This window comes from Variovorax sp. Soil_C_12 (assembly GCF_057657375.1).
Window position 1 is genome coordinate 92,469 of the sequence record NZ_JBDGIO010000007.1, and the last position, 24,182, is coordinate 116,650.

Genomic DNA, 24,182 nt, shown 5'->3' on the forward strand with positions numbered 1-24,182 from the left:
CGGGAAAAACCATGGAAGTAAAAATCGAACTCCGCGACGATCGCCTCTTGCGCGATCGCGCACTCATCGATGGCGAATGGCTTGCGTCTGAGGGAGGCATCACCTTCGACGTCAACGATCCCGCCACGGGTGGTCGCCTGGCGCGTGTCGCGCGATGCGGCATGCGCGAAACGGAGCAGGCAGTGGTGGCTGCCGACCGGGCTTTTCCGGAATGGGCCGCGCGAACAGCGAAGGAACGCGCGGGACCATTGAGGCAGTGGGCCGCGTTGATCGTCGAGAACGTAGAGGACCTGGCTGCCATTCTGACTGCCGAGCAAGGCAAGCCGTTGCAGGATGCGCGCAATGAGGTAGTCTTTGCCGCATCCTTCGTCGAGTGGTTTGCCGAGGAGGCAAAGCGTACCTATGGCGAGGTCATTCCCGGCGCGCGCCGCGACGTGACCTTCACGACCGTACAGGAACCCATCGGTGTCGCGGCCGGCATCACGCCCTGGAATCTTCCATGCGCAATGGTGACTCGCAAGGCGGCGCCAGCGCTGGCGGCCGGCTGCACGATGGTGCTCAAGCCAGCGGAAGACACGCCGCTCACTGCGCTGGCGCTGGGCGAGCTTGCACTGCGCGCCGGCATTCCGCCCGGCGTTTTCAACATCGTGCCGTCGGACCGGGCCGGCAGCCAGTCGGTGGGCGAGGTGATGACGACGCATCCTGCGGTCGGCAAGCTGAGCTTCACCGGCTCCACTGCAGTGGGCAAGAAGCTTGCGGCGGCCTGCGCCGGGACGATGAAACGCCTGTCGCTCGAACTGGGCGGAAACTCGCCTTTCATCGTTTGCGAAGACGCGGATCTCGACATCGCGGTGGAAAGCGCCGTGTTCGCCAAGTTCCGCAACGCAGGGCAGACCTGCATCGCGCCGAACCGGTTCTTCGTGCATGTGGATGTACACGAGGCCTTCGTCCGGCAGCTGACGGCGGCGATGCAGATCCTGCGGCAAGGCGATGGCCGGGAACCCGGCATGCACCTCGGCCCGCTCATCAGCGATGCGGGAGTCCGCAAGGTGAAGGCCCATGTCGCGGACGCACTCGCAAAGGGCGCACAGTTGCATGTCGGCGGTCGGCCCCTGGATGCTCCGGGCAGCTTCTACGCGCCGACGCTGCTCACGGCCGTCACCCCCGAGATGTTGATGTTCCAGGAGGAGACTTTCGGGCCCGTGGTCGGCATTGCGAGCTGGCGCGACGAGGCCGATCTGCTGCAGACGGCCAACGCGACGAGCTTCGGGCTGGCTTCCTACGTCTTCAGTCGGAGCGCCGACCGGATCCATCGTATTACGCGCAGGCTGCAGACGGGCATTGTGGGCGTGAACACTGGCGCGATTGCGACCGAGGTGGCGCCATTCGGCGGGTTCAAGGAATCCGGCATCGGACGCGAAGGCGCGCGCCAGGGCATCACCGACTTCATGGAAACCAAATTCATTTGCCAGGCGTTTGCCTGAACGGAGATTACATGGACCTGAACAACAGAAGAATCATCGTCACTGGCGCGGCCAGCGGCATCGGCCGCGCGATCGCTCTGTCGCTCGCAGCGCGCGGGGCATCGGTAGCCGCAGCGGACATCCGGGCGCCCGTTGACACGATCGAGGCGATACAGGCTGCCGGAGGGCGCGGCATTGCCATAGCCGCCGATGTCACCAGTGCGGCGCAGGTCGATGCAATGGTGGCGGACTGCATTGCGCAGTTGGGCGGGCTCGAGGGGCTGGTCAACAACGCTGGCATCTACTCGACCATCGTGCCGCGTCCGTTCGAACAGATCGATCTGGACGAATGGCGCAAGCTGTTTGAAGTGAATGTGTTCGGCTTGGCGCGCTGCTGCCAGGCAGTGGCACCGCACATGCGCGCCGCAGGCAGCGGTCGCATCGTCAACATCATTTCGGGCGTGCCCTTCAAGGGTATTCCCTTCATGCTTCACTACGTGGCGAGCAAGGGCGCCGTACTGGGCATGACACGTTCCCTCGCCAAGGAGCTCGGTCCGGCTAACATCCTTGTCAACGGGGTCGCGCCCGGTTTCACGCTGAGCGACGGGGTGATGCACAATCCGGTGCAGCTCGAGAAGCTGCGCGAGATCTCGCGCAATGCGCGCTCCCTGGCACGCGACCAGGTCGCAGAAGACGTGGTGGGCGCCGTCGGCTTCTTCATGTCCGCAGGCTCGGAGTTCATCACCGGTCAGACGCTTCTCGTGGATGGCGGCTCGCATTTCAACTGATTGCCGATATGCTGCATCGTCTGCCGCCCTTCTGGCGTCGAAGATTTTGTCGCGCGTGCTGTTGAAGTTCATAGCTGTCGCTAGTTTGCTCAGAGTTCGAGCTAGTACCGGTGGAATCGCATGTCTCGAAGACCTGGGAGCTCTCTACCTCGCTGGAGCTCAATACGTCCAATGACCTTGAGGGTTCTGTCGCGGTAACGCCGTGGCGCCCAGTAAAGCCAGGCCGCAGCGTGCCACTCAAAATGCGAGCGAGTAGAACTTCGACGCTGCGGAGGACGCTGTGCCTTCAGGGCAGTGGAGCTGCCCCTTCTTGATCATGTGCACGGTCTCGATGCCGGCAATGAGAACGCGTGCGCAGTTGAAAGACTTGAATCCCAGCATTGGCCACGCCACCGTCGAGAACAACACGAGAAGGCGCCTGAAGCTCCTCAAGCAATTCCAGGACACGGTGGCGCGCGACGTGGCCGACCTGAACCTCTACCAGCCGGTGCTCACCATCGCCAACCAGCGCGTGCACGACCATTCGCTGACGGCCGACGGCGTGGTGGCCGACGTCTGGATGGATGCGGCGAAGAAGTAGGCCCGATCGCCGTATGGGACGGCTGCCCGGGTGAAGTGCCATGCGGGGCAGTTTGGCAAGATGGACGTCCGGTGTCCAGATGGGTCCATCACTCTTACAGACAGGTGATGGGCCTGCGCGTCGTTCCTGGTGCACCTCAGGAGAAGGCGTCAACTGCAGATGCCAAACGCCATCACGTCTCTCGAGTGGCCCGGTCATGCAGCTTCGTTCAGCGCGAGTCAGGAGTGCGCACGGTCGCGCTCGGACAGGCGCAGCAGATCGAGTGCCACATCAACGATCATGTCCTCCTGGCCGCCCACCATCTTGCGTGCGCCCAGTTCGACGAGGATGTCCACGGTCTTCAGGCCGTACTTCTTCGCGGCCGCCTCGGCGTGGCGCAGGAAGCTCGAATAGACGCCCGCATAGCCGAGCGCCAGCGTCTCGCGGTCGACGCGCACCGGCCTGTCCTGCAGCGGGCGCACCAGGTCGTCGGCCGCGTCCATCAGCCGGTAGAGATCGGTGCCGTGACGCCAGCCCTGGCGCTCGGCCGCCGCGATGAACACCTCGAGCGGCGCATTGCCGGCCCCGGCGCCCATGCCGGCCAGGCTGGCATCGACGCGGTCGCAGCCCTCTTCCACCGCCACGATCGAGTTCGCCACACCAAGGCTCAGGTTGTGGTGCGCGTGGATGCCGGTTTGCGTGTCGGCGCTCAGCACGTCCTTGAACGCCCGGAACCGGTCCCGCACGTCGTCCATACCGAGCGCGCCGCCGGAATCGACGACGTAGACGCAGCTCGCGCCGTAGCTTTCCATCAGCAGCGCCTGCTCGGCCAGCTTCCTCGGCGTGGTCATGTGGCTCATCATCAGGAAGCCCACCGGATCCATGCCAAGCTCGCGCGCATATCCCAGGTGCTGGCGAGACACATCGGCCTCGGTGCAGTGGGTGGCGACGCGCACGATGCGCGCACCTGCGTCGTAGGCATTGCGCAGGTCGTGCGTGGTGCCGATGCCGGGCAGCAATAGGGTGGCGACCTTGGCGGTCCTGACCGTCTCGGCCACCGCGGCAATCCACTCGACGTCGGTGTGCGCGCCGAAGCCGTAGTTGAAGCTGGAGCCTTCCAGTCCGTCGCCGTGCGCGACCTCGATGCTGTCGACGCCGGCGGCGTCCAGTGCCGCGGCGATCGCCTTGACCTGCGCGATGCCGTACTGGTGGCGAACGGCATGGCTGCCGTCGCGCAGGGTCACGTCGCTGATGTAGAGCTTATGGGCCGGCGTCATGCAAGCTCCTTCAGGCCGCGGGCGATGCCGCTGTCGATGCGCCGCTGCGCCATCAGCTCCGCGCATGCGAGCGCGGCCGAGGTCATGATGTCGAGGTTGCCGGCATAGGCGGGCAGGTAGTGCGCCGCGCCCTCGACCTCGAGGTAGACCGAGGTCTTGAGGCCGTGCCGCAAGCCGAGCCCGGGAATGTTGAGCGGCCGGTCGGCCGGCATCGGGTCGAACTGGACGCGCTGCTTCAGGCGGTAGCCGGGCACATAAGCTTGCACGCTCGCCACCATCCGCGCGATGCTGTCTTCCACCGCCGCCTGATCGGCCGCCTCGGACAGGACGAAAACCGTGTCGCGCATGATCAGCGGCGGCTCCGCCGGATTCAGCACGATGATCGCCTTGCCGCACTCCGCCCCGCCGAGCTTCTCGATCGCGGCCCGGGTCGTTTCGGTGAACTCGTCGATGTTGGCGCGCGTGCCGGGGCCGGCGCTTCGGCTCGAGATCGATGCCACGATTTCGGCGTAGTGCACCTTGGCGACGCGCGAGACGGCAGCCACCATCGGGATGGTCGCCTGTCCCCCGCACGTCACCATGTTCATGTTGCCGGCGTCCTCCGCATCGAGGTTGATCGCCGGGATCACATAGGGGCCGATCGCAGCAGGCGTCAGGTCGATGACCTGCACGCCATGGGCCTGCAGCACCTCGTCATGGTGCCTGTGGGCAGCGGCCGAGGTGGCATCGAACACGATGTCGATGTCGCGGAACACGCCCAGCTTCACCAGCCCTTCGATGCCTTCCGCCGTGGTGGCGATGCCGAAGCGCTCGGCGCGGGCCAGGCCGTCGGAGCTCGGGTCGACGCCCACCATTGCACCCATCTCGAGGTGCTTGCCGTTGCGCATGACCTTGATCATCAAGTCGGTGCCGATGTTGCCCGGACCGATGATCGCGACCTTCAGTTTGTTCGTCACGTTGCTTCCTTCTCTCGAATATCGGACACGAGTTGTCCCCCGCGTCCCCAATGGCCTGCCGGGTATTCGTGGAGCAGGACCCGCACTGCGTCGACCGGCAATTCGAGGCTGTCCGCCATGGCACGCGAAACACTCTCTATCAGCCGGCGCTTCTTGTCGGGGCTGCGCCCCTCGATGATCTTGATCAGGGCGATGGGCATGGTTCACTCCTCGACGTGGAAGCCTGCGGTTCCGAGGCGCTCCATCTCGATCGAGACGTACTGGCCCGGCTTGATCCATTCGGCCGGCGTGGCACCGCCCGCCATCACCACCCAGCCGGCCTGCAGCGGCTCGCCCGCCGCCGCCGACAGGCGCGCGGCGGCGACCAGCGAGCGCAGCGGATGGCCGAGGATGGCGGCGGTGGAGCCGACCTGCACCACGCGGCCGTCGATGCTCAGCGTCAAGCCCAGGTTGCCGAAATCCTGCTGCGGGTCGCTCCACGTGCCGATCACGAAGCCGCTCGACGAGGCGTTGTCGGCGATCACGTCGGGCAGGCTGAACTTGAAGTCCTGGTAACGGGAGTCGATGATCTCGAGCGCCGGCGCCACGGCCTCGACCGCGGCGAGCGCCTCGACCAGCGTGGCGTCGCCGGCCAATGGCTTCTTCAGCACGAAGGCCAGTTCCGGTTCGACGCGCGGATGCACGAAGCGCGCGAACTTCAAGGGCGCACCCTCCTCCACCTGCATGCCGCTCGACAGGCGTCCCCATATGACGTCGTCGATGCCCATCTGGACCATCTTGGCGCGGCTGGTGAAGCCCATCTTCACGCCGACGCGGCGCTCGCCGCGCGCCAGGCGCCGCTGGATCGACGCGGACTGGATCGCGTAGGCATCGGCCAACGAGAGGTCGCCATGGGGGTCGATCTGCGGCACTGCCTTGGCATGGCGGGCCGCGTCGTCCAGCAGGTGTGCGAGTTCGAGGGTTTGGCTCATGTCGATTCCTTGGCAGCGGCAGCGGCTTCGAACACGGCCTTGACGTTCCCGAGGCCGTTGATGCGAGCTTCGAACACATCGCCGGCCGCGACCGGCACCATCGGGCCGAGTGCGCCCGACAGCACCAGGTCGCCGGCCCGCAAGGGCTGGCCGAGCGCGGCCATGGTGCGGGCCAGCCAGACCACCGCATTGACCGGGTGGCCCAGGCATGCCGCACCTGCACCGACCGACACCGGCTCGCCCCGGCGGCTCATGACCATGCCGCACAGCCGAAGGTCCACGTCCCTGAGAAGCCGCGGGCTTCCACCCAGGACGAAGGCACCGGACGATGCGTTGTCCGCCACCGTGTCGACGAAGCGGATGTCCCAGCCCGCGATGCGGCTGCCGACGACCTCGATCGCGGGAAGGACGTGGTCCACGGCCTTGACCACGTCTGCGTGTCCGGGGTTTGCCATGTCGAGGTCGCGGCCGAGAACGAACGCAATCTCCGCCTCGACCTTCGGCTGATCGAGCTGCTGCATGGGGATCGGTTCGGCGTCGCCGAAGCTCATGTCGTCGAAGAGGACGCCGAAATCCGGCTGATCGACGCCGAGCTGCACCTGCACGGCGCGTGCCGTCAGGCCGATCTTGCGTCCGACCACGCGGCGGCCGCCGGCCAGCCTGCGCTCGGTGTTCGTCCGCTGGATGGCGTAGGCATCCGCAGCATCCAGGCCGGGATAGCTCACTCTCAAGGGCTGCGTGTAGCGGCCGGTCCTGGCAGCGTCCCACAGGGCTGCGGCTGCTTCAGCCAGGACGGCTGGTTGGGAAGGCATGGGTTCTCCGTTGCCCGCGCGCGGCGGGCAGATTGAAATTCGGGGGTGGGGATGGCGGGCCGGCTCGTCCGCCGGCCGCGGTGCTCAGAGGGCGCGGTCCTTCAGGCCGACCTTGCCGTAGATCTCGTTCACGTGCCTCTTCACGCTTTCGGGCGTCGTGTCGTCGACCGGCATGTGCGCCCAGCCGACCTTCGCGCGCGCGTACTGGCCGATCTCCTCGTCCTGGTCGCCCGTCGCTCCGCTGATGCCGTAGGCGCCGACCATCTCGTTGCCCTTGAACACGGGCGCACAGCCACCGGAGGCCACCACCTGGCCGTTGGTGAAGACCGATGCGTTCACCAGCATCTGCGGATTGCGCTCCTTGAACCATTGCTGAATGACCAGCCCGTCGCTGAAGCGCGGGCTCATCGAGCGGAAAGCGGCGACGGTGAAGGCCTTTGCGCGCGCCGTCTCCGGCGTGATGAAGCCCGCGTCATCCATGCGCTCGAGCGCGATCAGGTGGCCTTCGGGGCCGACGATGGCGACGGAGATGGGCACGCCCATCTCGGCAGCCTTCTCGCTCACGGCAGCGATGAACTCGCGGCACTCGGTCGCGTGCAGTTTGGACATCTCGGTATTCCTTTCTGAAAAATGTGCTTCACTCACTCGGGCTTGATGCCCGTGTGCTGAACGAACTTCGACCAGCGCGCCGCCTCGCTGCGCAGGAAGCGCGACATCTCCTCGTCGCTGGTCTTGAGAACATCGATGGCCTGCGCCTTGTAGATCGCCTGGAGCTCGCTCGAATCGAGCGCCGCGTGGGCGGCGGTGCGCAGCTTCCCGATCACGCTCGACGGCGTCTGGGCCGGGGCGACGAGCCCCATCCACACCGAGGTGTCGAAACCCTTCAGCCCCAGTTCGTCGAGCGTGGGCAGATCCGGCGCGCCCGAGGTCCTGCGAGGGCTGGTGACGGCCAGCGCCACCAGCTTGTTCGCGCGCACGTGCGGCAGCACGGTCGAAGCCGGCGCGAACATGAGCTGCACCTGGCCGCCGAGCAGGTCCGTGACCGCGGGCGTGCTCCCCTTGTACGGGACGTGGACCATCTTGACGTCGGCCATCAGCGCGAACTGCTCGCCGGACAGGTGGGGCGAGGTGCCGATGCCGGACGACGCATAGGCCAGCGAGCCCGGTTTGGCCTTGGCGAGCGCGATGAGTTCGGCCACGGACGTGACCTTCAGCGAGGGGTGAACCACCAGCACGTTGGGAACGTTCCCGATGAGGGTGATGGGCTTGAATTCCTTCAGCGGATCGACTGCATTGGCGCCCGGGAATGCGGCGTTGATGACGTTGGCGATCGTGATCGCGAAGACGGTGTAGCCATCGGGCTGCGCCGTGGCCACTGCCTTGGCAGCGATGTTGCTGCCGGCGCCGGGCTTGTTGTCCACGATGAAGGGCTGGCCCAGGCGCCTGGCCATCTGCTCCAAGACGGCACGCACCGCCACGTCTGTCGCGGTGCCGGGCGGGAAGCCCACCAGCACCTTGACGGGCGAGGCCGGATAGACAGGCTGCGCTGCGGTCCATGACGGCAAGGCGGCGGCAGCCAGTGCGGGCACGGCGGCGAGGAGTTCACGGCGTTTCATGTCTCGGGTCTTTCTGTGAAGGTGCAGGCCGGGTCTCCATCGGCTTGCATGCGGTGATTAGAAGATGCAGGAGGCTATGTTTCAATCGAGACTTTCCAATCGAATGAGTGGCTGCGCTCATGAATGTGACCCTCCGCCAGCTCCGGGCCTTCGTGCTGGTCGCGCGGCTCGGCAACTTCACCCGTGCCGCACAGGCCATGCATGTCACGCAGTCGGCCCTGAGCCTGCTCGTGCGCGAACTCGAGGGTGCCATCGACAGCCGGCTGTTCGACCGCACCACGCGAGCCGTGGCCCTGACGGCCGCCGGCAGCGACTTCTTCCCGCGCGCGGAACGGGTGCTGGCCGAGCTGGAGTCGGCGCTCGCGGGCGTCGACAAGCTCGTGGCGAGGGAACGTGGACGCGTGGTGGTGGCTGCGCCGCTGGTCCTGTCCAGCACCTATCTCCCGCCGATCCTGGCGGCCTTCAGCGCGAAGTACCCCGGCATCGAGGTCGTGCTGCAGGACACGCTGCCCAACCAGGTGTTGCCGCTGGTGCGCGGCGGTGCGGCCGACGTCGGTATCGGCACCTTCGCCTCGGACGAGGCCGACATCCAGCGCACGCTGCTGTTCTCGGAAGCGATGGCGGCCGCCTTCCCGGCCGGGCATGCCTTCGCCCGCCTACAGCAACTGACCTGGGCGGATCTCGCGCAGGAGCCGGTGCTCGCATTGAGCCGCGGGAGCGTGTTCCGCGATCTCACCGAGGCAGGCTTTGCGGCGGCCGGGCTGATGCTGAAGCCCGCGAGAGAGGCCAACTATGCGGGCTCGCTCATCGGGATGGTGGACGCCGGGCTCGGCGTCGCGATCCTTCCAGGCTATGCAGTGAAGCTGGCGGACCCCGCGCGGATCGGATGGCGCCGCGTGGAGAACCCGCTGATCGACCGCGAAGTCGCGCTGGTGCAGCGCGCCGGCGTTTCGCTGTCGCACGCTGCCCAAGGCTTTGTCGACTTTATCGTCGCGCCGGCAGCGCAAGCTCCAGCACGGGCCAAGCCGGCTAGGAGCAAGGCGCTCTAGAACGCATGGCGGATGCCGAAGTCGTACCCGCTTGAAGTTCTGGGCGCAAACACACTCGTGCTGATGAACGCCGGCCCGCCCACGGTCAGCGCAGCCCTATTCCTGTTGCTGACGCGAGCGACGGTTGCATAGAGCGCCGTGCGCTTGCTGAGGTTGTGCACGTAGCTGAGGCTCACCTTGCTGGCCTTCGGGTCGGGCACCGCGGCCAAGGTCGTCGCATTCAGGTCGTACTTGACGCGCGAATAGGCGGCGCGAATGAGGCCCGGCCCCACCGGGACGGTCGCGCCGATCAAATAGCCTTTGAGATCGGTGTCGGGCAATGCGATCAGCGGTGAGACCGCGTAGTCACGCGTTCTGCTGACGCGGGACAGTTCGCCGAAGAGCTTCACGAAGCCGAAGTCGTACGACGCACCCAGATTGGCCGTCTTGACATTGTCGGTGGTGCCGGCGAAATAGTCGTCAGCCGCGGTGCTGCTGCCGTAGGCGAGCGCCATGTCGAGGGGGCCGCTGGCGTAGCCCAGGCGGCCTCCCACATAGCGGCCGGCCCGGGTGCTTGCGACCGCACCGCTGTTGAGCTGCCCGGTGAGCGGGTTCACGCCCGGCGGCGTCGCGGTGCCCGGGTCGTAGCTGTTGTTCTCGTGCAGCGCATACATGAACTGGCCATAGAAGCCGCTCAGCCCGGAGGGCAGGAAGTAGCCGATCGAGTTGCTGACGCGAAGGTAGTTGGCGTTGCCGCCGAAGCCGCCCGCACCGCCAGCGGGATTGAAGAGGCTGGCCGACGAGATCAGGTTGGCCCCCACGCCCACCGCGCCGAACGGGTCGTAGACGGTGTCGTTCCAGAAGGTCGGCGCAAAGTCGCGCCCCAAGCGGATCTCGCCGAATCCGCCCATGAGGCTCACCGTCGAACGCCGGCCGAAGTTCGCGAGGCCGGTCGCGCCGTCGTCGTTGGTGATCGGGCTTTCGAGCCAGAAGCCGGCCGCGAGCCCTCCCCCCAGATCCTCCGTGCCCCGGAAGCCGAGGCGGCTGTTGTTGTAGGCCGAGTTCGAGAGCGCGGTGCGGCTGACAGTGCGCGAGCCCTGGTTCACGTAGAACGGCGAGGCGGGCGTGGCGGTGTTCCGGTCCTCCGATTTGCTGCTGTAGTGGCTCACCGATGCATCGACGACGCCGAAGAGCGTGACCGAGGACTGGGCCCAGGCCGCACCGGCCGAGCCAAGGGCAAGCATGCCAAGCAATGCATATCTCGATCGGTCTCCATGGCGTGCATGAGGGTTGCGCTTCACGTTGTCTCCTGTTTTTCGTTGCGATCCGATGGGGGGTTGCCGGGCGTGGATCAGTCGATCCGGCATGTTTATGCTATCGTTAGCATAAATTCTAAAGGTGCCGGCGCAGGAAAGTCAATGCTGATCCGGGGCAACTCGGCTTGGCAGGCAGCCATCCCCTGTGCTATCGTTATTTCATTCCGGCATTCATCTCACTCCATGGTCACGATCAAAGACATCGCCGCGCGTCTCGAGGTCTCCGCTTCCACCGTGGGGCGCGCCCTGGCCGACGATCCGCGCATCAGCGCTGCCATGAAGCAGAAGGTGCAGGAGGTCGCGAACGACATGGGCTACGTCGTGAACCGGGCGGCGCGGATGATGCGCGGCGTCTCCAGCAACCTGGTGGGCCTGGTCGTCCCGGACATTCGCAACAGCTTCTACTCGACCATCGCGCACGCCTTGTCGAAATGCCTGGAGAGCGCAGACCTCCAGCTCACGCTTTCCGAGACCGATGACGATCGCCTGGTGGAGCTGCGCCACATCCGCGAACTCACCAGCGTCAACGTGGCCGGCATCATCATCGTGCCGACCGCGCGGCCGCATCCCGAATCGGTGCGCCTGCTCAAGATGACGCCGTGCATCCAGTTGCTGCGCAGGCATGCCTCGCTGGGCGAGCACTGGTTCGGCATCGACGACACGCAGGCGCTGTTCCAGGCGACCCGGCACCTGGTCGAACTGGGTCACCAGCGCATCGCCTACATCGGCGGCACCACCGACCTGCCCACCGGGGCCGCGCGGCTGCAAGGCTTTCACAGCGCCGTCGCCGGCAGCAAGGCAGCCGCGCATGTGCGCGAGGAACTCGGCGCCCCCGCGTCGACGGATTTCGGCCGCGACGCGATCCGGCGCCTTCTCGCGCTGCGCAGCCCGCCCACGGCGGTGGTGCTGGGTTCGGTCCAGAACACGCAAGGCGCGCTGGAAGAGCTGCATGCAAGCGGCGTGAGCGTGCCCGAAACGCTGTCCGTGGTCGGCTTCGGAGATGAATTGGGCTTCCGGTGGTGGGGCCCCGGTCTCACGACGATCAGCCTCCCCGTATCCGAACTGGCCACCGCCTGCGGGCTCTGGTTCATCCATCAGCTCAAGCAGAAGTCTGCCAACCCAGCGCCGTACAGCTCGGTCTCGCCGCCCTCGCTCGTCGTGCGCGGCAGCACCCGCGCGGTAGAGGCGGCCAACGCCAGCCGCGCCCCGGCGCGCTCTCGCCAGCTCGCCGGCTAAGCGCATTCCATTTCACTCAGACCATGAACCACACTGTCCTGCTCACCGACTACGCCTGGCCCGACGACAGCATCGAGCGCACCATCGTCGAAGCCGCCGGCATGCGCCTCGTGAGCGGGCCGGCCACGCCCTTGCCGGCGGAGGGCATCGAAGCCCTGGCGCGCGAGCACCAGCCTTCGGCCATCCTGACATGCTGGGCGCCCGTATCGGCCGGCGCCATCGCGGCAGTGCCGGAGCTCCAGATCGTCGCCAGGCTCGGGGTGGGACTCGACAACATCGCGGTCGACGCGGCGACGCAGCGCGGCATCTGGGTGACCAACGTGCCGGACTACTGCGTGGAGGAAGTGTCCGACCATGCGGTCGGCTTCGCGCTCGCGTGGACCCGCGGGCTGCTTCGCTTCGACCGCCAGGTGCGCGCCGGCCGCTGGGACCCTGCGACGGCCAGGCTGCGCCGCCTTGCGGCGCTCACCTGCGGGATCGTCGGTTTCGGGCGCATCGGCCGCGCCACGGCGCGCAAGCTGGGCGCCTTCGGTTGTCGGGTGTTGGCACACGATCCCCATCTTGCCAACGACTGCGACGGCGTTGAGAGCTTGGATCTCGGCACTCTCCTCTCCCGCAGCGACATCGTGATCGTGCATGCGCCGCTGACGCAAACGACACGGCACCTGATCGACCGAGAGCGGATCGCCCTGATGCCCCCCGGCGGTCTCCTGATCAATGTCAGTCGCGGCGCCGTCGTCGATACGGACGCGGTGATCGAAGCACTCGACAGCGGCCAGCTGTCCGCCGCCGGCCTGGACGTTCTCGAGTCCGAGCCCGACGTGCCTGCCCCGCTTCGCGCCCATCCCGGCGCCATGCTCACACCTCATGTCGCCTTCTCGTCGGACGCCTCGCTGGTCGAACTGCGCCGACGTGCGACCGAGGAAGTGGTGAGGGTACTGCGTGGAGAAGCGCCGCAGCAACCCCGCAACGCCGGGCCGCGGCGATAGCCTTGGCCCTGGCGCCGCCGGTCGCGGCGCATGGCCGCAACCACGTGCAGGCTCAGCGAGCCAACACGCGGCCCCACTCGCTGGCGACGAGCGAGAGGCGGCTCACCGAACGAAGGACCAGCGGGAGGGCGAAGGCGCGCACCCGCTCTTTTTGCGCTTCGTCCCTCACGTACTCGACCGGCGACTTGCCGTCGATGCGGGCCAGCAGCAGGGCAGGCAGCAAGCTGGCGGCCCGTTCTTCCAGACCCGCGCGCGGCTCCCAGCCGGCCCGGCCGAAGTAGGCATCGGTCAGCGCCGCGAAGGCTGCAAGCAGGGCCAGGCTCCGGTCCGGCCGCACGAGGCACTTCAGCAGGAGGTGGTTCAGGCAGAAAGCCAGGTCGAAGGCCGGATCTCCGTACCAGGCGCACTCCGCGTCGAGCAGCACGGGTCCGCGCGGGCCGACGAGAATATTCTTCGGACTGATGTCGCCGTGCACGAGTGCGATGCGCAGCCCGGCCGTTCGCTGCGCCAGCGCCGTCAGCGGGGCGCAGAGCACCGGGTGACGCTGCGCTGTCGCGACGAGGTAGGGATCGAGGCGCAACGCGCGAAAGTTGTCGGTGGTGTCGAATGCGGCAGCGAGCTCGGCCTTTCCCGCACTCGCCGCATGCAGTTCGCCGAGCACCTGCCCGACGGCGCGTGCCGTGCTCGTCGACACATCGCCGGCCATCAACTGATCCTTCCAGACCGGATGCGCTTCCGGCGAGAGGAAGGACATGGCGAACAGGCCCGCCGCCGGATCATGGGCGAGCGGACGTGGCACGCTGTCCGGCGCGTGTCCCGCCGCGAACTGCATCCATGCCCACTCGTACGCGTTGCGCGACACCGGGGCCTGCCAATCCGCGGAGACCTTGAGCCTGGCGAGCGCCCGCTTGATGCACAGCGAACGGCCCGGGAGGTCGACACGCCAGATGTCGGAGGACACCCCGCCCGCCAGCGCATGCCAGCGCGCAGGCTCCTGCGCGCTCGCGAGGCCCTGGGAGACCAGGAATGCGCCGAGCGCAGATTCCGGACCGTTCACGCCGCGTCCACGACCTGGGGAAGCACGACGTAGTTGCTGAAGCCGCCGTCGCGGTCCTTCAGGCCGGAGATCGCCTCGTTCACGCGCGAGAGCGGGAAGCTGCGATGCTCCAGGTACGACAGGTCGAGCGTGCCGGTGCGGACCATCTCGGCCATCTCCTGGCCCTGTGCCGTCGTGAACCAGTTCGATCCGATCAACTGGATCTGCTCGTCCATCAGCCACTTCACGTCGATCGGCAGGTCTTCCGCCACGCCGCCCACATTGACCACCTTGCCGCCGCGGCGCACGCCCTTCATCGAGTCGAGCATGGTCGACGCGGGCGCCTTCGCGCCCAATGCGCTGATGGCGAAGTCGGCGCCCTCCCCGCCCGTGAGCGACTTGGCCCATTCGCCGGTGGACCCGTGGCCGAGCTTCATCACCTGGATGCGATCGGGCGCCAGCGCCTTGATCCTGGCGAGCAGCCGCTCGTCGCGCCCGGTGCCGAGGATCTGCGACAGGCCCATGGCCAGCCCGAGCATCGTGGCCGCGACCCCGAGCGTGCCGGTGATGCCGTCGATCAGGGCGACCTGGCCCGGGCCCGCGCCCGCGTTCTTCAGGGCGCCGTAGGAGGTCCCCAGATAGCCGAAGCGCCCGGCCTGCTCGAAGCTCAGGTTGTCCGGGATGTCGACGATCGCGTACTCCGGCGCCGTCATGTACTGGCTGAACCCGCCGTAGGGATACAGGTCGAAGATGCGCTGGCCGTCACGGCTCGTGCTGAAGTAGCCGTTGAGCGTGAAGTACCGGCAATGGCTGCGCTGGCCGGCACGGCATGCCTGGCACGAACCGCAGGAGCGCAGCGGACTCACGTAGACGCGGTCCCCCGGCCTGGTGTTGATCACGGCCTCGCCGACCTCTTCGACGATGCCGACGGGGTCCAGCCCGAAGACGGCCGGAAACCGCGGCAAGGGCTGGTGCGGAAACCAGCTCGGCCAGTTGTTGATGACGTTGGCCATGTTGGGGACGATGCCGCAGGCCATCACCTTCACCAACACGTCGGTGGGGCGAGGCTTGGGGATCGGGATCGTGTCGAGCGACATCGGCGTGCCGAGCGCATGCAGCCTGGCTGCGATCATGGTTCTGTTCATGGGGACCTCTTTGCGTGAGCGGATCTTTCGCGCGCAGGCCGGCCTCCGAAGCCGGCTCGGCCTTGGCGCGAAAGCGTTCTGGGAAAACCTCAGGGTGCGGCGAAGGCCGCGCCCGAAGGGCGAAACTTGGGCGGCCAAACGGTCACCCATTTGCCGTTCTGGGCTTGCTTGATCTTGGTGTCGGCAACCCCGCTGTTGAACTTGCCGTCGAAGCGGCGCGTCCCCAGCACGGTGTCGACCGGATGGGCCCTGAGCCATGCGGCCATCGCCTTGTCGTCGAGGCGGCCGACGGCCTTTGCCGCCGCTTCGAGGATCTGCCAGGCCGCATACTCCGCCGCAGCCTGGTAGTCGACATGCGGCCAGGAGAGGCCCGCCGCCTTCGCACGCTCGCTGTACGAGGCGATGAACTCGGCCGCCCCCGCGTTCTGCGTGAAGGGCGCGTGGTCCTCGAACCAGGTCAGCGTGGTCAGCCCGCCCGCCTGCGGATTCGACACGGTGGGCCCCGGCGCCGGAAACAGGTGGAACTGGCGCTCGGGCTGGTAGTCGATCCGCTTCATGGCATCGAGCAGCTGGGCCGCTTCGAGGCCGACCGCGCCCGACCACAGCAGGTCCGGCTTGGCGTCCTTGATGCGTGCGGCGATGCCGCCGAAGTCGCGCGTTCCGAACTCGTACTCGAGCGACAACACCACCTTCAGGCCGCGCTTAGCCGCGACCTCCTGCCCACCCTTGGCGAGATCGAGGGCCGACGGGAACTTGCTGGTGACGAAGGCGATGGTCTTCGGCGGCGTCGCGGTGCTGGCGTAGGCGTCCAACAGCACCTCGGTATCGGCCGTTCGCGGCTCCGGCCCCAGGGGGAGTGCGGGAAACTGCATCTCGTAGGGCGCCAGGCTCGGGTCGCCCAGGCTGCTCTGGATGAACAGCTTGCCGAAGCGCTGTGCCACGCCCATCGCCGCGATGATCGAACTCGTGCCATAGGGCCCCATCAGCAGATCGACTTTCTCCCGCGTGATCAGGCGCTCATACAAGGTGCGCGCGTTGCCCGGCTGCGACTGGTCGTCGAGCAGCAGGAACTCCACCTTACGGCCCAGCAACCCGCCTCGCTTGTTCAGCGAATCGACGAAGGCCTCGGCCGCGACCTTGTGGATGCCGCCCACCGGCGCGAGAGGTCCGGTGAGGGGCAGCGTGCCGCCGACCCGGATCGACTCCGTGCTGCCGCCCGCCTGCGCGTGCGCGGGCACTCCATGGGCCAGCACCAGGGTGCCGGCGGCGGCCAGAAGGGTTCGGCGCTGTCGTTGAAATCCAGCAATGCTCATCGTTTGTCTCCTCGAATGTCAGGTGACCGGCTCAGGCGATGCCGACCGTGCATGCGGCGGCGTTCACCGGTATCCGTCCTCGAGCTCAATGGCGAGCGCGCCCATGATGCGAACGCCGGAGTTGTACCAACCGATCGTGAGGACGAGTTCCACCTGCTCGCGCTCGGACAGGAAGGCGGCGGCCTTGCGCCAGGTGGGCTCGCTCACATCGACCTTCAGGGTGGACTCGCGCGCCAGCGCCATGACGGCGCGTTCCTCTTCGTCGAAGAGCGGCGAGCCTTCGAATTCGGGCACGGCCCGCAGCTGTTCCGCGCTGATGCCCGCCTTCAGTCCATGGGACTGGTGATGCGCGATCTCGTAGGCCGACGCGGTGCAGTGCCCGACGGTGAGGATCGCCAGCTCGCGCAGCTTCGGGCTCAGCTTGGAGCCACGCAGCGTATTGGCATAGGAGATGAACCCGTCCAGCACCTGCGGCGCGTGCGCCAGCGCCCGGAAGATGTTGGCGGTGGGCACCTTGCGCTCGCGTTCCAGCCTGTCGAAGAGGGCCTGATCGGCCTGGGCGTCCGAACGTTGGAGATATTTGACTCGCGCCATGGCAATGACCTTTCTCGTGTTTACTTCTGGGAGGAGAGCTTCAGCGCGTAGCTCTCCAGCGTTTCGGGATTGGGTTTCTCGGCCGGTTCGATGAGGGGGGTGCCGGCGAAACCGGTCGCCTCGAAGTACCAGCGGGCCGGGGCGGGAATTCCCCAGCGCACGTTGGTGCTGAGTGCGGCCGCCTCCCACCGGACGGGCTCGATCTCGATGTCGATGGTCTGGTAGTGGCTGTTGAACAGCTCCACGCGGTGACCATCCGGGTCGCGCAGGTAGACGAACAGCATGCCGCCTGGCCCATGGCGCCCGGGCCCCCGCTCCACCGAGGCGGCGTAGCCGTAGTTGCCCGCCAGGTCGCAGGCCGTGAAAATGTGGTGCGACTCCGAGACGGTATAGGCAAAGTGGTGCAGGCGGGGCCCTTGGCCATTCACGATCGCCAAGTCGAGGCAGGTGCCCTTGCGGTACATGAAAGCGCCCAGCAGCTTGTCGCCATGCGCGATGTACTCGGAATTTCGAAAGCCCAGCCGGCTGTAGAACTCGCACAGCGCATAGGTGTCGGGCGCCAGCAGCTGGTAGTGGTCGAGACGCTGCGCATGCGCGCCGGTGAAGCTCTCGCACTTCAGGTACATCCGCGGCAGCGTCTTCATCTGGGCACAGAGCTCGATCTTGGTGCCGATCGGATCGTCCACGTGGAGCGTGCGTCCCTGATGCGGGACGTCGACCCATTCGGCGGCCAGGCCCTCGGCCTTGAAGAAGGCGTAGGCGCTGTCGAGGTCTTCCTCGAAGAAGACGCGAAAGCCGATGCGCTTGCAGGTCTGCTCCGTGCGCGACTGCACCAGCACCAGGCTGTGATGGCAGGCTTCTGCCAGGCCGCGCAGGTAGCAAACGCCGTCTTCCTGCTCGGAGACCACGAGTCCGACGATGTTGACGTAGAAGTCCCGGCTCTTGGCGAGGTCCGAGACATGGAGGACGACGTGGCTGGCACGCGTGATGTTGAACGGCGGACGAAGGTTGACGGCGGGCAGCATGAGGAACCTCGCGGATGGATGAAAGAAAGAGAGATGGATTGGTGGCTCAGCCTTCGGCTGGCTGAATGGCAGGCGTTCGTGCGATACGAAGCAGGCCGATCTCCACGATCAGGTCGTGAATCGCCTCGAGCGCGAAGTTCAGGCTCGCGGCATCCGTCAGTCGGCCGTCCTCGATCTTTCCGTTGACTCCGCCGATGACGACCTGCGGCCTCGCGATGACGCGCGACAAAGTGCCGCCCAGCGTCTCGCGCAGCTGGGCTTGTGCGCGCACGCCGCCGGTGAATGCCGGTGAGCTGGTCATCACCAGCACCGGCTTGCCTTTCAGCGGGGACGCGAATGCCGGCCGCGATGCCCAATCGATCGCGTTCTTCAAGACGCCCGGCATGCCGAAGTTGTACTCCGGGGAGCACATCACCACGCCATCGCTCGAATCGACCGCCGCCTTGAACTGGCGCACGGCATCGGGCAGGCCGGCCCCATCGAGGTCCTGGTTGTAAAGAGGAATGCCATCGAGCGGCAGCAGCGTCATTTCCACGCCCGAGGGCAGCGACGCCTGGAGCGTGCGCAGGATGGCGGTGTTGCTGGAGTTCTGTCGCAGGCTTCCCGAAATGCCTGCCAGCCGGATCGTGTTCATTGCGAATTGCCTGTTGAAGCGGCTTCTGCCACGCGGATGGAAGGAGTCTTGAACGGCAAGGCCGACCAGCCGCTGAACACGGCGTCGCGGCCCAGCGATTCCTCGATGCGCAGGACTTCGTTCCACTTGGCCATGCGCTCGGAGCGCGAGAACGACCCGACCTTGAACTGGCCCGCGTCCCAGCCGACCGCGAGATGCGCGATCGTCGTGTCCTCGGATTCGCCGGAGCGCGCCGAGACGATGGTCCCGAAGCCCGCCTGCCGGCCGACGGTCAGCGCCGCGTGCGCCTCGGTGATGGTCCCGGCCTGGTTGGGCTTGATCAGCACGGCGTTCGTGCACCGCTCACGGGCAGAGGCCAGCACCCGCCCGGCGTTCGTCACCAGGAAGTCGTCGCCGATGACTTGGCAGCGTTCGCCATAGGCTTCGGTGAAGCGCTGGAAGCCCGCCGGGTCGTCCTCGGCGAGCGGGTCCTCGATCGACAGGATCGGGTACGCGTTCAGCCAGCCGCCGAGCATGTCGATCATGCCGCCCGTATCGAGGCGGCGGCCGTCCAGCGCCAGCACGTAGCGCCCGTTGCTGCCGAACTCGGACGCGGCGATGTCGAGCGAGATGCCGACCTGCGTGCCCGGCCGCAGCCCGGCATCGGCGATGGCCTGCACGAGAAGGTCCAGCGCCTGCTCGTTGCTGTCGAAGGCGGGCCAGTAGCCGCCCTCGTCGGCAACGCCCTGGAGCTTGCCATGCTTCTTCATCAGAGCGCCGGCGGCGCGGTAGATCTCGGCCGTCCATTCGAGCGCCTCGCCAAAACTGCCGGCAGCCGGACACATCACCATGAAGTCCTGCACGTCGACACGCCGTGCCGCGTGCGCACCGCCGCCGAAGATCTGCACCTCGGGCAAGGGCATGCGCACCGGCCGCTCGCCGGCCAGATAGCGCCACAGCGGCAGCTCCATCGCGGCGGCCGCGGCCTGCAGCACCGCCATCGACGTGGCCACGATCGCATTGCCGCCGAGCCGGCTGCGGTCGGGGGTGCCGTCGAGCGTGACCATGCGAGCGTCGATGCCGGCCTGATCGCAGGCGTCGAGTCCGACCAGCGCCGACGCGATCTCGCGGACCGAGGCGAGCGCCTTCGTCACGTCCTGGCCACCGAAGCGCAGCCCGCCGTCGCGCAAATCGAGCGCCTCGCGGCTGCCAGTGGATGCACCCGCCGGCGCAATGGCCCGCGCCACGGTGCCGCATGCCAGGGCGACCTCCGCCTCCACCGTGGGGCGTCCTCGCGAATCCCACACGCGCCGGCCGTGCAGGCGCGCGATCGTCGTATCAGTCATGAATCTTCTTTCTGTCAAAGGCCTGGCGATGGGCGCCAATCAATACGAAGGCCAGCGTCGCCGGGCGCTCGCTCTTGTTGCGCCACGCGTGGCGGGTGCCGTTCTGCACCACCACGTCATGGCGGCGCAGATGCGCCGAGCGCCCCTCGTCGAGCTCGAGCCAGATCTCGCCGTCGAGCACGATGCCGTAGTCCACGGTGTCGGTGGTGTGCATGCCATCGGGCTCGAAGCGCTCCGCCAGCCCCGGGCTGATGGCGAGGTTCTCTGCGGCAGCAGCAGCGGGATCGAAGTCCGGCGCGGAGAACACGCTGTCCGGCGGGAAGGTGACGATCAGGAATCGCGTCGCGCCGGGTGCCGGCACGAGGTCGGCAACGGCCAGCGTCGGGTCCACGCCGTCGAAGGGCAAGCCGGGCACCGGCGCACTCGCCCACACGAGCCGGGACACCATGCCCGGTATGTGGCGGAAGGCGTCGGAACGCGGAACGGCCGTGTCAAGCACCACCGCCGACGCGCCTGCCGGGTCATGGCCGGCGACGACGCGACGGATAACGAGCAGCTCGTCTTCGCGAGACTGGAGATCAGACGCCAAGATAGGCCTCCCGGATGCGGGGGTTGCCGAGCAGCGTGTCCGGTTTGCCCGAGGTCACGATCCGGCCCTGCTCGATGACATAGGCGTGGTGCGCCATCTCGAGCGCCTTGTGGATGTTCTGCTCGACCAGCAGCACGGCCACGCCGCGCTCGTTGATCGTTCGGATGATCCGGAACATGTCGTCGACCACGGCCGGCGAGAGGCCGAGCGAAGGTTCGTCCATCAGCAGCAGCCGGGGACGCGCCATCAGCGCGCGGCCGATCGCGACCATCTGCTGCTGCCCACCGGACATCGAACCCGCGATCTGATGGCGCCGTTCCTTGAGGATCGGGAAGAGCGAGAACACCTTCTCCAGCGAGCCCTCGCCCGAGGCACGCGCCTCGGCGCGGTAGCTGCCGAGCTCGAGATTCTCGAGAACGCTCATGTGGGTGAACAGGCGCCGGCCTTCCGGGACGATGGCGATGCCGTGCTCGCACACGCGATGGCCCGGGATCTTCGCGATGTCCTGGCCGTCGAGCCGGATCTCGCCCTGCCGCGCGCGCAGGATGCCGGCGATGGTGTTGATCAGCGTGCTCTTGCCGGCGCCGTTCGGGCCGACCACGGCCACGACCTGGCCCGCGGCGACTTCCAGCGCCGCATCCCAGAGCGCCGGCGCATCCCCGTAGGAGACGTGGAGGTTTCGTATTTCAAGCAGCATGGGCGGTCCCCAGGTAGGCGCCCACGACGCGGGGGTCCCGCATCGTTTCGCGCGGGAGTCCGAGGGCGAGCAGCGCGCCCTGGTCGAGCACCGCGATGCGATCGGCGAGTGCCACCACGGCGCGCATCAGGTGCTCGACGAAGACGATGGTTGTGCCGCCCGCCCTGATCTTGCGGATCATCGCGATGGCCTGGTCGACCTCGGTCGGGGTCAATCCGCACAGCACCTCGTCGAGCAGCAGCAGGCGCGGCCGGGCTGCCAATGCGCGCGCGAACTCGACGAACTTGCGTTCATGCAGATTGAGCGCGGGCGGCAAGACATCCGCCTTGGCCTCCAGGCCGGTGAATGCGAGCCAGCGGCGGGCCAGCGCTTCGGCATCGCCCTCCCCCGCCGTCTCGTGCGCCCCGCCGAAGAAGGCGCACAGCCGCACGTTCTCCAGCACCGTCAGGTGGTCGAAGAGGCGCGGGATCTGGTAGGTGCGCGCGATGCCGCGGCGCGCGATCTCATGGGGCGCCAGCCCGTCGACGCGCGCGCCCGCCAGCTCGATGGAGCCCGAGGTGAGCGAGAAGTGCCCGCTGATCATGTTGATCAGCGTCGACTTGCCCGAGCCGTTCGGCCCGACGAGCGCCAGGATCTCGCCCTCGTCCACCTGCAGATGGACGCCCTGCAAGGCCCGGATGCCGCCGAAGGACTTCGCGACGCCGCGGCAGACCAGCAACGGCCGTCCGGTCGAGCCGTGGACGGCGGGCGGTTTCATGACCACCACCTTGGCCGGCTCTTGCGCAGCCGCAGCCGCAGTATCCTTGCGGCGGCCCCATCGCGCGAGCAGGCTGGGAGCGATCCCCTGCGGCAGGACCAGGATCACGACCACCAGTGCGAGCGCAACGCCGGCACGGCCGATCTCGGCATGGCCGCCACCGACGAAGAGGCTCAAGGCAACGGTAATGAGGGTGGCGCCGATGGCCGGCCCCGCCCAGTGGCGGGCACCGCCGAGGATGCTCATGAGCACGACGTACAGCGGCACGGTGATGGAGAAGGTCTCCCCCACGGTCACGTAGCCCAGGTAGGCCGCCTGGATCGCGCCCGCCGCGCCGGCGATCGCCGAGGAGATGGCGAAGGCGACGAGCTTGTAGTGCAGGGTCGGAACGCCCTTGACCTCCGCCACATCCTCGTCGTCGTGGATGGCCAGCAGGCCTGCCCCCAGGCGCGAACGGAGGATGCGGCGCGACACGGCGAGCGCGGCGAGCGCGAGCGCGAGTCCCAGCAGGTAGATGGCACCGGGCACCGTCGTGCCGAACTGCGGGATGGAGACGTTGCTCAGGTACACGCCGCCACCGCCGTCGAGCGGCGTGTTGGAGATGATGGCCGCCAGCACATAGGTCACCGAGAGCGTCAGCAGCGCGAAGAACTCGGCCCGCAGGCTCTTGATGCGGAACACGACGAGGCCGATGCCGAGCGCCAGCGCTGCCGCGATCGCCGCCGCTGCGGGCACGGTCAGCAGAAAGGGCACGCCCCACTTGCCGGCCAGCGTGGCCGCCGTATAGACGCCGGCACCGAAGAAGGCTGCGTGGCCGAAGCTCCAGTAGCCCGAATAGCCGCTCAGGATGCCCCAGCTGGTGGCCAGCGCAATCCAGAAGAAGACAACATAGAGGTACGACAGGTAGAAGTCGGCGACGCCTGCGTAAGGGAGCGCGATCAGCCCGGCCACCGCCGCCACGGTCGCTGCGCGGGCACGTTGTAGTGTCAGAGCCATCTGGGCTTCCACAGAAGAAGGACGATCAGGATCGAGAAAGCGACCAGGGGCGCCCAGGCGGGATTGACCGCCGCCATGGTGACCGACTCGGAAACGCCGATCAGCACGCCGGCGGCCAGCGCGCCGAGCGGCCTGGCGAGCCCGCCGATGATCACGACCGCGAAGACGACGCCGATCCAGGCCTCGATCTGCGAGGGCGCGAGCGTCGAGGTCAGCGCGATGAACACGCCGGCGACGCCGGCCAAGGCGGCGCACAGGCCGGCCAGGAGGTACGACAGGCGGGTGGCATTGATGCCGAAGGCGGCCGCGATGGCGCCGTCGTGGGCGGCTGCGCGCAGCGCCTTGCCGAGCAAGGTCCGGTTCAGCCCCGCCCACGCGGCGATCGCAAGAAGCGCCGCGCAAGCGAAGGCGGCGAGTTCCAGCACCGGCACGAACACGGGCCCGATCCGCAGCGACTCCTGGGCGTAGCCGGACTCGAACTTGCGATAGTCGGCGGACCAGAACCACTGGATCATCGACTCGATCAGGATGGTGATCCCGAACGTGACCAGCATCGACGCGAACTCGTCGACCTTGAAACGCACGAAGAGCGCGTGCAAGGCCAGGCCGGCCAAGAAGAACGCGGGCATCACCACGAGCGCCGAGAACCACGGCGCGATGCCGAACTGGGTGCCCAGCTGGTAGGTGAGATAGGCACCCAGGAAGGCCAAGGCGAAATGGCTCAGGTTCACCAGGCGCAGCAAGCCCCAGCTCAGGCTGAGCCCGAGTGCCAGCAACCCGTAGATGCCACCGAGCAACAAGCCGCCGATGGCCGATTGAGCGAGCAGCGTCATGCTCATGATGCGCGCGCGTCCGGCTCGGGGCCCCGCCCGGGTGATGCGGCGCACGCAGCGATGCGCCACAGAGGGTGTTGTCCAAGTTTGGTCATGAGTCGATGTCTCCTTGTTGTGCTAACGTTGGCATTGATTCTGCAAACGCATGCTCACCTTGTCAACGACTTTTTTAGAATCTACAGTAGGCGGCATCTTTGTTGACAGGGGATGACTTGAGGGCTAACGTT

General features: G+C 67.2%; 25 protein-coding genes and 1 pseudogene. 6 read left to right on the plus strand and 20 right to left on the minus strand.

Annotated features, from left to right (window positions below; genetic code table 11):
- The first annotated feature begins 11 nt into the window (after positions 1-11).
- Together AC3A6X_RS19745 and AC3A6X_RS19750 are read left to right on the plus strand one after the other, a co-directional pair.
- A complete protein-coding gene (locus AC3A6X_RS19745; protein WP_487843784.1) occupies positions 12-1,484 on the plus strand; it encodes an NAD-dependent succinate-semialdehyde dehydrogenase in 1,473 nt (490 codons plus the stop codon).
- An 11-nt stretch (positions 1,485-1,495) separates the two neighbouring features.
- Entirely contained in the window at positions 1,496-2,251 is a 756-nt protein-coding gene (locus tag AC3A6X_RS19750; RefSeq protein WP_487843785.1) for an SDR family NAD(P)-dependent oxidoreductase, read from the plus strand.
- Between the two features lie 237 nt (positions 2,252-2,488).
- Here the strand turns inward: AC3A6X_RS19750 and AC3A6X_RS19755 are convergent.
- A pseudogene (locus tag AC3A6X_RS19755) lies at positions 2,489-2,635 on the minus strand (IS6 family transposase); the annotation flags it as partial.
- Here AC3A6X_RS19755 and AC3A6X_RS19760 point away from each other — a divergent pair.
- Positions 2,619-2,831 (plus strand): hypothetical protein, encoded by a 213-nt coding sequence (locus AC3A6X_RS19760; protein ID WP_487844094.1) that lies wholly within the window; start codon positions 2,619-2,621, stop codon positions 2,829-2,831. The pseudogene AC3A6X_RS19755 and the gene AC3A6X_RS19760 overlap by 17 nt on opposite strands.
- A gap of 218 nt (positions 2,832-3,049) precedes the next feature.
- Here AC3A6X_RS19760 and dmpG read toward each other — a convergent pair whose 3' ends face one another.
- The 7 genes from dmpG to AC3A6X_RS19795 form a co-directional block, all read right to left on the minus strand.
- The gene (dmpG, locus tag AC3A6X_RS19765; RefSeq protein ID WP_487843786.1) at positions 3,050-4,087 is read right to left on the minus strand and encodes a 4-hydroxy-2-oxovalerate aldolase; all 1,038 of its coding nucleotides are present in this window, start codon (positions 4,085-4,087) and stop codon (positions 3,050-3,052) included.
- Positions 4,084-5,043 carry an acetaldehyde dehydrogenase (acetylating) gene (locus AC3A6X_RS19770; protein WP_487843787.1) on the minus strand — a complete coding sequence of 320 codons (960 nt, stop codon included), beginning with the start codon at positions 5,041-5,043 and terminating at the stop codon, positions 4,084-4,086. Before AC3A6X_RS19770 ends, dmpG begins: the two co-directional genes overlap by 4 nt.
- A complete protein-coding gene (locus AC3A6X_RS19775; RefSeq protein WP_487843788.1) occupies positions 5,040-5,243 on the minus strand; it encodes a tautomerase family protein in 204 nt (67 codons plus the stop codon). Before AC3A6X_RS19775 ends, AC3A6X_RS19770 begins: the two co-directional genes overlap by 4 nt.
- Before the next feature lie 3 nt (positions 5,244-5,246).
- Positions 5,247-6,014 (minus strand): 2-keto-4-pentenoate hydratase, encoded by a 768-nt coding sequence (locus tag AC3A6X_RS19780; protein ID WP_487843789.1) that lies wholly within the window; start codon positions 6,012-6,014, stop codon positions 5,247-5,249.
- The gene (gene mhpD / locus AC3A6X_RS19785) at positions 6,011-6,826 is read right to left on the minus strand and encodes a 2-keto-4-pentenoate hydratase (protein ID WP_487843790.1); all 816 of its coding nucleotides are present in this window, start codon (positions 6,824-6,826) and stop codon (positions 6,011-6,013) included. Before mhpD ends, AC3A6X_RS19780 begins: the two co-directional genes overlap by 4 nt.
- 84 nt (positions 6,827-6,910) lie before the next feature.
- Entirely contained in the window at positions 6,911-7,435 is a 525-nt protein-coding gene (locus AC3A6X_RS19790) for a GlcG/HbpS family heme-binding protein (RefSeq protein WP_487843791.1), read from the minus strand.
- 32 nt (positions 7,436-7,467) lie between these two features.
- The gene (locus AC3A6X_RS19795; RefSeq protein ID WP_487843792.1) at positions 7,468-8,442 is read right to left on the minus strand and encodes a tripartite tricarboxylate transporter substrate binding protein; all 975 of its coding nucleotides are present in this window, start codon (positions 8,440-8,442) and stop codon (positions 7,468-7,470) included.
- 119 nt (positions 8,443-8,561) lie between these two features.
- Here AC3A6X_RS19795 and AC3A6X_RS19800 point away from each other — a divergent pair, with 119 nt between their 5' ends.
- Positions 8,562-9,491 (plus strand): LysR family transcriptional regulator, encoded by a 930-nt coding sequence (locus AC3A6X_RS19800; RefSeq protein WP_487843793.1) that lies wholly within the window; start codon positions 8,562-8,564, stop codon positions 9,489-9,491.
- Here the strand turns inward: AC3A6X_RS19800 and AC3A6X_RS19805 are convergent.
- On the minus strand, positions 9,488-10,714 hold the full coding sequence (locus AC3A6X_RS19805) for a porin (RefSeq protein ID WP_487843794.1): 1,227 nt from the start codon (positions 10,712-10,714) through the stop codon (positions 9,488-9,490). The genes AC3A6X_RS19800 and AC3A6X_RS19805 overlap by 4 nt on opposite strands.
- Before the next feature lie 255 nt (positions 10,715-10,969).
- Here AC3A6X_RS19805 and AC3A6X_RS19810 point away from each other — a divergent pair, with 255 nt between their 5' ends.
- Positions 10,970-12,022, plus strand: a complete 1,053-nt coding sequence (locus AC3A6X_RS19810; RefSeq protein ID WP_487843795.1) for a LacI family DNA-binding transcriptional regulator — start codon at positions 10,970-10,972, stop codon at positions 12,020-12,022.
- A gap of 23 nt (positions 12,023-12,045) precedes the next feature.
- Positions 12,046-13,011, plus strand: a complete 966-nt coding sequence (locus AC3A6X_RS19815; protein ID WP_487843796.1) for a C-terminal binding protein — start codon at positions 12,046-12,048, stop codon at positions 13,009-13,011.
- A gap of 52 nt (positions 13,012-13,063) precedes the next feature.
- Here the strand turns inward: AC3A6X_RS19815 and AC3A6X_RS19820 are convergent, their stop codons facing one another.
- From AC3A6X_RS19820 to AC3A6X_RS19870, 11 genes are all read right to left on the minus strand, one after another.
- Positions 13,064-14,068, minus strand: coding sequence for a phosphotransferase family protein (locus tag AC3A6X_RS19820; protein ID WP_487843797.1), 1,005 nt, complete (start codon positions 14,066-14,068; stop codon positions 13,064-13,066).
- On the minus strand, positions 14,065-15,192 hold the full coding sequence (locus AC3A6X_RS19825; RefSeq protein ID WP_487843798.1) for an alcohol dehydrogenase catalytic domain-containing protein: 1,128 nt from the start codon (positions 15,190-15,192) through the stop codon (positions 14,065-14,067). The genes AC3A6X_RS19820 and AC3A6X_RS19825 overlap by 4 nt, the downstream gene beginning before the upstream one ends.
- Positions 15,193-15,281: 89 nt before the next feature.
- Positions 15,282-16,505: an amino acid ABC transporter substrate-binding protein gene (locus AC3A6X_RS19830; protein WP_487843799.1), complete on the minus strand. Its 1,224-nt coding sequence runs from the start codon at positions 16,503-16,505 to the stop codon at positions 15,282-15,284.
- 63 nt (positions 16,506-16,568) lie between these two features.
- On the minus strand, positions 16,569-17,099 hold the full coding sequence (locus AC3A6X_RS19835; RefSeq protein WP_487843800.1) for a carboxymuconolactone decarboxylase family protein: 531 nt from the start codon (positions 17,097-17,099) through the stop codon (positions 16,569-16,571).
- Between the two features lie 20 nt (positions 17,100-17,119).
- Positions 17,120-18,124, minus strand: a complete 1,005-nt coding sequence (locus tag AC3A6X_RS19840) for a VOC family protein (protein WP_487843801.1) — start codon at positions 18,122-18,124, stop codon at positions 17,120-17,122.
- A 46-nt stretch (positions 18,125-18,170) separates the two neighbouring features.
- A complete protein-coding gene (locus tag AC3A6X_RS19845; RefSeq protein WP_487843802.1) occupies positions 18,171-18,758 on the minus strand; it encodes an NADPH-dependent FMN reductase in 588 nt (195 codons plus the stop codon).
- On the minus strand, positions 18,755-20,083 hold the full coding sequence (gene eno / locus AC3A6X_RS19850) for a phosphopyruvate hydratase (RefSeq protein WP_487843803.1): 1,329 nt from the start codon (positions 20,081-20,083) through the stop codon (positions 18,755-18,757). Before eno ends, AC3A6X_RS19845 begins: the two co-directional genes overlap by 4 nt.
- On the minus strand, positions 20,076-20,672 hold the full coding sequence (locus tag AC3A6X_RS19855; RefSeq protein WP_487843804.1) for a cupin domain-containing protein: 597 nt from the start codon (positions 20,670-20,672) through the stop codon (positions 20,076-20,078). The genes eno and AC3A6X_RS19855 overlap by 8 nt, the downstream gene beginning before the upstream one ends.
- Positions 20,662-21,369, minus strand: a complete 708-nt coding sequence (locus AC3A6X_RS19860; RefSeq protein ID WP_487843805.1) for an ABC transporter ATP-binding protein — start codon at positions 21,367-21,369, stop codon at positions 20,662-20,664. Before AC3A6X_RS19860 ends, AC3A6X_RS19855 begins: the two co-directional genes overlap by 11 nt.
- Positions 21,359-23,122, minus strand: coding sequence for a branched-chain amino acid ABC transporter ATP-binding protein/permease (locus AC3A6X_RS19865; RefSeq protein WP_487843806.1), 1,764 nt, complete (start codon positions 23,120-23,122; stop codon positions 21,359-21,361). The genes AC3A6X_RS19860 and AC3A6X_RS19865 overlap by 11 nt, the downstream gene beginning before the upstream one ends.
- Positions 23,113-23,961, minus strand: a complete 849-nt coding sequence (locus AC3A6X_RS19870; RefSeq protein ID WP_487843807.1) for a branched-chain amino acid ABC transporter permease — start codon at positions 23,959-23,961, stop codon at positions 23,113-23,115. The genes AC3A6X_RS19865 and AC3A6X_RS19870 overlap by 10 nt, the downstream gene beginning before the upstream one ends.
- Positions 23,962-24,182: the final 221 nt, after the last annotated feature.